A 7,296-nucleotide genomic window follows, 5' to 3' on the forward strand; every position below is an offset into this window, starting at 1 on the left:
GCACGACGACCACCACCACGACCTTCCCGAACTCGAAGCCGCATAACCATCCAGCAACTCGGAGAGCCAGCTACACCACTACACGGGACTTGACCCACGCCGATACCTCCAAGGCAACTGAGCTGGTGGATCTGCCGTTGCGGATGGGCCTGTGGCAACGAGGAAGGGAAGGCTACCCTGTGGAACGCGGCCAACTGGTGGCACATTCGGATGCGGGTTCTCAGGGCGGATTCAATCGGTCGTCGCAACACTGTAACCAGGAGGGTGTTGATGGGCAGACCAGCTGGATGGTTGAAGGAACTCACGGGCCGGTCGGCGATGATCTCGCCGGGGGCTCCGACGACCCGGCGCAGCGTCGAGCGTCAGTTCTGGAAGGAGATTACGAAGGGGCTCTCCACTGAGGACGCCGCCGGAGCGGTAGGCGTGTCCCCGGCGGTCGGGGCTCGCTGGTTCCGGCAGGGTGGCGGTATGTCGACGATCGAGCTGACCGAGCCTGGCGGGCGCTACCTGTCCTTTTCCGCGCGGGAGGAGATCACGATCCTGAAGGCTCAGAACATCGGGGTACGGCAGATCGCGCGCAGACTCGGCAGGGACCCGGCCACGATTTCGCGGGAGCTACGGCGTAACGCCGCCACTCGGGGTGGCAAGCTGGAATATCGGGCCTCGGTGGCACAGTGGAAGGCCGAGCTGATGGCTCGGCGTCCGAAGACCGCCAAGCTCGTGATCAACCCAAGGCTGAGGGACTACGTCCAGGACCGGCTCAGCGGCGAGGTACGCCGGCCGGATGGCACGATCGTGGCCGGCCCCTCAGTGCCGGCGTGGAAGGGCCGAGCCAAGCCTCACCGGGCCGATCGGCGGTGGGCCACCGCGTGGAGCCCGGAACAGATCGCCAACAGGCTCAAGATCGACTTCCCCGAGGATGAATCCATGCGCATCAGCCACGAGGCGATCTACCAGTCCCTGTTCATCGAGGGCCGGGGCGGGCTCAAGCGCGAACTCGTCGCGTGCCTGCGCACCGGCCGATCGCTGCGGGTTCCCCGGGCCCGGTCACGGAACAAGCCCCAGGGCCACGTCACCGAGGACGTGGTGATCAGCGAACGTCCTGCCGAAGCCGCAGACCGTGCCGTTCCGGGGCATTGGGAAGGGGATCTGATCATTGGCACACATCGCTCCGCGATCGGCACCGTCATCGAACGCAGGAGCCGGGCCACCATGCTCGTGCACCTGCCCCGGCTCGAGGGATACGGCCAGACCCCGCGGGTCAAGAACGGTCCTGCGCTGGCCGGCTACGGCGCCATGGCGATGAACGCGGCCCTGGCTGCATCGATGACCACTCTGCCCGAGCAGCTGCGTAGGACGCTGACCTGGGATCGCGGCAAGGAGCTGTCTGGACACGCCCAGTTCACGCTGGAGACCGGGACGAAGGTGTTCTTCGCCGATCCGCACTCACCCTGGCAGCGGCCCACAAATGAGAACACCAACGGGCTGTTGCGCCAGTACTTCCCGAAGGGCACCGACCTGTCCCGGTGGAGCGCCGATGACCTCGAAGCAGTCGCTCTGGCGGTCAACAACCGCCCCCGGAAAGTCCTCGACTGGAAGACCCCGGCAGAGGTGTTCACCGAACAGCTACAGTTACATGAATTAGGCGGTGTTGCGACGACCGATTGAATCCGCCCAGTACACCAGTATTCGCTTCACTGAGCACCTTCAGCTGGAGGGAATCCAGCCCTCGATCGGCGCCGTCGGTGACGCCTATGACAACAGCCTCATGGAGTCCATCATCGGGTTGTTCAAGACCGAAGCGATCCGCACCGACGTCTTCCACGAAGGTCCCTTCCGGAAGCTGGCCGACGTGGAGTTCGCCACTGCCGGGTGGGTCGACTGGTGGAACCACCAGAGGCTGCACAGCAGCATCGGGGATCTGACTCCGATAGAGTACGAACAGCTCCACTACGCCGCCTTGGAAGCGGAGCCCCACCTCATATGAAAGCGGCAGAGAACCTGGGGCGCTTCGACCACGACCCGGTCCGGGATGCGTGGGTTGTGACATCCCAGCGGATGCGTATCGATGTCTTCGGGAATCAGCGCAGCGAACTGGTCCCACAGGGGTTCGATGACAGAAGATGGCAGGGTAGGCACGAGCACCTCGGGGAAGAGAAGGCGGCGTAGACCACCCCTTCTGTTACAGAGGCTCGTGCCTGTTCTGCGTCACCGACACGCGCCTACCTACGGAACCTCTTACCCAGCCAGGTCTTGACCGCGGGGTGCTTGTGCGTGCCGTAGTTGTCGCAGACCACGTGCACGTCCAGGTCCTCGGGCACGGTCTGGTCGATCTTGGCCAGGAACTTCTTGAACTCGATGGCCCGGTGCCGGCGGTGGGTGGAGGCGATCACGGTGCCGTCGTCAACGTTCATGGCCGCGAACAAGCTAGTCACCCCGTGACGCACGTAGTCATGGGTGCGCTTCTCGGGCATCCCCGGCATCATCGGGAACCCCGGTTGGGAACGGGCCAGGGCCTGCACTTGGGACTTCTCATCGACGGACAGCACCACGGCCGACTCCGGCGGATCCAGATAGAGCCCCACGATGTCGTAGACCTTCTCCACGAACAGAGGGTCGTGGGATAGCTTGAACCCGTCATCCCGGTGCGGCTTGAGCCCGAACGCCTTCCAGATCCGCCCGATCGTCGAGGACGACAAGCCGCTGCGCTGGGCCATCATCGCCCGCGACCAGTGCGTCGCATTCTCCGGTGTCGACTCTAGCGTGGTCACGACCCCGTCCTCGACCTGATCGGCGCTGACCGTCGGCGGCCGGCCCGGCCGAGGATCGTCAACCAGCCCGTCCAACCGGTGCGCCACGAACCGGGCTCGCCACTTGCTGACCGTGTTCGTCGAGCACCCCACCTGATCGGCCACGTCGGCGTTGCTCCAACCGTCACCGCAGGCCAGCACGATCCGTGACCGCAGCGCCAACGCCTGAGACGACTTCCGCCGCCGCTCCCACCGGACCAGCTGCTCACGCTCTTCAATCGTCAACTCCAACAATGCTTTCGGGCGTCCCGTACGTGGCATAGCTCATTGTGCCAATTAACCAACGAATCTACGGCGAAGGAAGCTAGTGATGCGCGTCAGTTTTGCCGAGCGGGATCGAGCGTCGACGGTCGGTCGTCGGTCCAGCCCTCGTTCATTTCATTGAATGAAATACTGTTGCTATTGGTTGAAATGGCGTCGGTGGTGGTCTATGCTCCCATCGTGACCCACAACACGCAACGAGAGCTGGTCTGCTCCAGCGCCGATGGGGTGCCACCAATGCGCGATGACGGCACGATCTCCCCGTCGGGGGGGCGTCATCATCTCGACTTATTACCCAGGAGTAATGACCCATGCTGACCCCGCCGAATGTCACTCCAGATTTCCGCGCTGAGGCGCAATTCCTCATTGCTGACTTGTCGGCTCTGCGGCGCGAACTGCATCAGGATCCCGAGCTCGGCAACGAGCTCCCTCGGACTCAGGCGCGGGTCCTTCGGGCGTTGCAAGGCCTGCCGTTGGATGTCAGGACCGGTTCTACGCTCAGTTCCGTCGTCGCGGTGCTTCGTGGGGGTGCCCCTGGGCCGACGGCTCTCCTGCGAGGAGACATGGACGGTCTTCCGATCGCGGAGCAATCCGGTGTGGAGTTCGCGTCCACGAATGGCGCCATGCACGCCTGTGGCCACGACCTGCACACGGCGGGCCTCGTCGGTGCTGCACGACTCCTCTCGGCGCATCAGGGGGATCTCCCGGGAAACGTGGTCTTCATGTTTCAACCCGGAGAGGAGGGCCCGGGCGGCGCCCGGCCGATGATCGACGAAGGGGTTCTGGATGCGGTCGGGGCTCCGGTCGATGCGGCCTACGCCGTCCACGTCCTGCCCGGCGAGCCCGGAGTCTTCACCACCCGGACCGGTCCGATCCTGGCCGGCGCGAACGACTTGCGCGTGACCTTCCACGGGCGGGGCGGGCACGGCTCCCAGCCGCATCATGCCGTCGACCCCGTTCCGCCGCTACTGGAGTTCTGTCAAGCCTTGCAGGTGATGATCACTCGCCGCTTCGACGTCTTCGACCCGGTCGTCGCCTCCATCACCACACTCCAGGCCGGCGAGGTCCTCAACGTGATCCCTCCTTCGGCCTCGATGGGGGCTTCGGTTAGAGCTCTCTCCCGGAGCACGACAGAGGCGTTTCCGCAGTTCGCGGCGGAGCTTGCGAGATCGATTGCGGCGGGCAGCGGGTGTACGGCTGAAGTCGACTGGCGGCCGCTCTACCCGCCGACGATCAACGACGACGCTGAGGGGAGATTCGTCATGGACATGCTGGCGCAGACCTTCGGGAGTGAGCACGTCGTCGAGGCGACTGCGCCTTTGATGGCCTCCGAGGACTTCTCCTATGTGTTGCAGGAGGTACCCGGGGCCATGTATTTCATGCAAGTCTCACCTCCTGACGTCGATCCGGAGACTGCGCCGAGCAATCACTCGCCCTATGTGCTCTTCGATGACACGCATCTGGGTGATCACGCTGCATCTCTGGCCACACTCGCCTTCGCCCACAACGCCCGCAGGATCTGACCCTCATTTCAACCGCAGGGTGGCCTAGCTCTGGTCAACTCCTGTGATCTGACACTGTCGGCGCCGTCTGACGTCGCAGAAAGGTGCCCCCATGGAGCCGATCTACGCCGCGGCCATCGTTCTGGCCTTTATCGCTCTGGGCGAGCTGGTCTCGACCTGGTCGAGGGCCCGCATCCCCGGACTTCTCGTTGCCATGCTCAGCGCATTCCTCGTCGTCCAACTGGGTCTGGTGCCACGCAGCGTCGTTGATGACTCGATGCTCGTGGAGGTGTACACCATCCTCGTGGCCCCGATCCTGTTTCACATGGGTTCGCTGATTCCGCTGCGCACGATGGTCGAGCAGTGGCGCGCGGTCCTCATCGCTTCCGCCGGCATTCTCGGGGCCGTGCTGCTGCTGTCGGCCGTGGTTCTGCCGATGTTCGGGTTCCAGTACTTCGTCGCGGGCGCAGGCCCCCTCGCCGGGGGAATCATCGCGACTAGTCTGACCACAGACGGGCTCGTTGGTGCCGGTGTGGCCACTGCGATCGTCGTCCTGCCCTCGTTGATCCTGATGGTGCAGTCGCTGCCAGCGATGCCCCTGACCAACTACCTGCTGCGAAAGTACGCCATCCGCTTACGAGAGAGCGGGGAGTTGGACCGGCTGGTCCGACTGGCGGCGGCCGACCGGGAGGCGGTGTCGGCGGGCGGGTCGGGCCGGCGCGGGTCGGTGCGTACGGATCACCGGGTCGCGACCAGGAAGCGACTCATCACCCTGCCGGACTTCCTCGTTGACAATCATCTCTTCGTGTTGTTCATGGTCTTGGTGGGCGGCTCGGTGGCGACGCTGATGTCCGAGCTCAGCTCCATCCCAGCGTCGATCCTTGCGCTGATTCTGGGGATCTTGTCGACCGCGATCGGCCTCACCCCGGAGCGCACGCTCGAGAAGTCCAGCAGCTTCGGCATCGCGATGGCGGGGATCATTGCCATTGTCATGGCCCCTCTCCTCACCGCGTCACTGTCCGATGTCATCGCCGCTCTGCTTCCGATGATCACGATCATCGTGGTGGGTACGCTCGGTATTTTGCTCGGCGGCTTCGTAGCCACCAAGCTGCTGGGCTGGGCGCCGTCGCTTGGCCTGTCGGTGGCGCTGACGGCAATGTATGGTTTCCCTGCGGATTATCTCCTCACCCACGAGGTGGCTCGGTCAGTAGGGAGGAATCCGCAGGAAAGTGAGCAGCTCACCCATGCAATGCTTCCTGCGATGCTTGTCGGCGGATTCACCTCGGTCAGTGCAGGTTCCGTCGTCATCGCCAGCGTCCTGGTCAGCTTTCTCTGACGGTCGTTTTACTGCGCCGCCGCAGCGGCCGCGAACGCATCAAGCGCGGGGCGCTGGACCGTGTAGGAGGCCCAGCGGCCAAGCTGGGTGCGGGTGAGCAGCCCGGCCTCGACGAGGATTTTAAGGTGGTGGACTACCTTGGGCTGGGACAGCCCAGCGGTTCAGTGAGGTCACAGACACGGGCCTCTCCCTCGTCGGTGTGCTCGTTCAGGGACGGCAGGCTTAGAGGTTCCGCAGGTAGGTCATGGTCGACGGGCTGGCCGGTTGTCCCAGCGGTGGGTGGTCCAGGCTGCGGCCAGCAGCCGTCGGATCACGATGACGGCGTTGGCGAGGGCGATGAATGCTTCGATGACGCGGGCACGTCGTTCGGTGCAGATCGCGAGCTTCTTGAAGCCGCGGGGCGTGTCAGATGGTCTGTGTAAGCCGTACCGAGAGGAACGGTAAGAATCATGACCATGACTGAGGAGAAGAACCCAGCCGAGCCTTCGGGCCAGGAGCTGGTCGAGCAGCTGAAGGCCTCAGGGGAACTTGATGCCCTGTTCGCGCAGATCGACGCCGGCCAGGTCGAACTGACCGGAGACGGCGGGTTCGTTCCCGCGCTGGTCAAGGCCGCGCTCGAGCGGGGCCTACAAGCCGAGCTGACCAGCCACCTGGGCTACGAGAAGGGCTCAGCGGAAGCATCGAAACACCCCAACTCCCGCAACGGGACCACATCGAAGACCGTCACCTCTGAGATCGGACCGATCGATCTGGAGGTCCCTCGTGATCGGGGCGGGTCGTTCATCCCACGGCTGGTTCCCAAGGGTCAGCGGCGCCTCGGGGGCCTGGATGACATGATCATCAGCCTCTATGCCGGGGGCATGACGATCCGCGATATCCAGCACCATCTGGCCTCCACGATCGGCACCGACCTGTCTCACGAGACGATCAGCAACATCACCGATGCCGTCAGCCAGGAGGTCCTGGCCTGGCAGTCACGGCCGCTGGAGGAGTTCTACCCGGTCATCTATCTCGACGCGATCCGCATCAAGATCCGGGAGAACAGCCAGGTGATCAACCGGGCTGCCTATATCGCCGTCGGTGTGGATCTCGAGGGCATCAAGCATGTGCTGGGGATCTGGGTCCAGGACACCGAGGGCTCGGCGTTCTGGGCCCATGTCTGCGCTGACCTGGCTAACCGTGGCGTGGCCGATGTGCTGATCGTCTGCTGCGATGGGCTCAAGGGCCTTGCGGAAGCGATCGAGGCGACCTGGCCGGAGGGTCTGCTGAAGGTCTGGTTGACCGTGGGGTTTATGCCGCCAGGGCGACGGCTTCTTTGTGAATGGTCTCGTATTCGATCGGGGTCAGCTTACCCAGCCTCCGCTGTCGGCGGCGGCGATGGTAGGTC

5 protein-coding genes and 5 pseudogenes are annotated in these 7,296 nt (G+C 64.2%); 6 read left to right on the forward strand and 4 right to left on the reverse strand.

The window, feature by feature from the left end:
- Window positions 1-95: 95 nt before the first annotated feature.
- The 3 genes and pseudogenes from ABD658_RS15065 to ABD658_RS15075 form a co-directional block, all read left to right on the forward strand.
- Window positions 96-230, forward strand: a pseudogene (locus ABD658_RS15065) (IS3-like element ISPfr13 family transposase); the annotation flags it as partial.
- Window positions 231-270: 40 nt separating this feature from the next.
- Complete coding sequence (locus ABD658_RS15070; RefSeq protein WP_425544532.1) at window positions 271-1,668, forward strand: IS30 family transposase; 1,398 nt, start codon at window positions 271-273, stop codon at window positions 1,666-1,668.
- A gap of 4 nt (window positions 1,669-1,672) precedes the next feature.
- A pseudogene (locus ABD658_RS15075) lies at window positions 1,673-1,987 on the forward strand (transposase); the annotation flags it as partial.
- A 23-nt stretch (window positions 1,988-2,010) separates the two neighbouring features.
- Here ABD658_RS15075 and ABD658_RS15080 read toward each other — a convergent pair.
- Both ABD658_RS15080 and ABD658_RS15085 read right to left on the reverse strand, forming a co-directional pair.
- Window positions 2,011-2,139, reverse strand: a pseudogene (locus ABD658_RS15080) (IS5/IS1182 family transposase); the annotation flags it as partial.
- A 95-nt stretch (window positions 2,140-2,234) separates the two neighbouring features.
- Window positions 2,235-3,071 (reverse strand): annotated as a pseudogene (locus ABD658_RS15085) (IS630 family transposase); the annotation flags it as partial.
- Between the two features lie 311 nt (window positions 3,072-3,382).
- Between ABD658_RS15085 and ABD658_RS15090 the strand changes: the two are divergent.
- On the forward strand, window positions 3,383-4,594 hold the full coding sequence (locus tag ABD658_RS15090; RefSeq protein WP_344681101.1) for a M20 metallopeptidase family protein: 1,212 nt from the start codon (window positions 3,383-3,385) through the stop codon (window positions 4,592-4,594).
- Window positions 4,595-4,685: 91 nt separating this feature from the next.
- Window positions 4,686-5,909 carry a hypothetical protein gene (locus ABD658_RS15095; protein ID WP_344681103.1) on the forward strand — a complete coding sequence of 408 codons (1,224 nt, stop codon included), beginning with the start codon at window positions 4,686-4,688 and terminating at the stop codon, window positions 5,907-5,909.
- An 8-nt stretch (window positions 5,910-5,917) separates the two neighbouring features.
- Here the strand turns inward: ABD658_RS15095 and ABD658_RS15380 are convergent, their stop codons facing one another.
- Both ABD658_RS15380 and ABD658_RS15100 read right to left on the reverse strand, forming a co-directional pair.
- The gene (locus ABD658_RS15380) at window positions 5,918-6,061 is read right to left on the reverse strand and encodes an ArsR/SmtB family transcription factor (protein WP_425544533.1); all 144 of its coding nucleotides are present in this window, start codon (window positions 6,059-6,061) and stop codon (window positions 5,918-5,920) included.
- 90 nt (window positions 6,062-6,151) lie between these two features.
- Window positions 6,152-6,307: pseudogene (locus ABD658_RS15100) on the reverse strand (IS5/IS1182 family transposase); the annotation flags it as partial.
- Between the two features lie 57 nt (window positions 6,308-6,364).
- Here ABD658_RS15100 and ABD658_RS15105 point away from each other — a divergent pair.
- A partial coding sequence (locus tag ABD658_RS15105) for an IS256 family transposase (RefSeq protein WP_344744943.1) occupies window positions 6,365-7,296 on the forward strand: 932 nt, incomplete at its 3' end.

The organism is Nesterenkonia aethiopica, assembly GCF_039534665.1.
In the GTDB taxonomy this organism is placed as follows: domain Bacteria; phylum Actinomycetota; class Actinomycetes; order Actinomycetales; family Micrococcaceae; genus Nesterenkonia; species Nesterenkonia aethiopica.

Coding starts and splice junctions, on each gene's coding strand:
- ABD658_RS15090 (WP_344681101.1), top strand. CDS start 3,383: ATGCTGACCCCGCCGAATGTCACTCCAGATTTCCGCGCTGAGGCGCAA.
- ABD658_RS15095 (WP_344681103.1), top strand. CDS start 4,686: ATGGAGCCGATCTACGCCGCGGCCATCGTTCTGGCCTTTATCGCTCTG.
- ABD658_RS15070 (WP_425544532.1), top strand. CDS start 271: ATGGGCAGACCAGCTGGATGGTTGAAGGAACTCACGGGCCGGTCGGCG.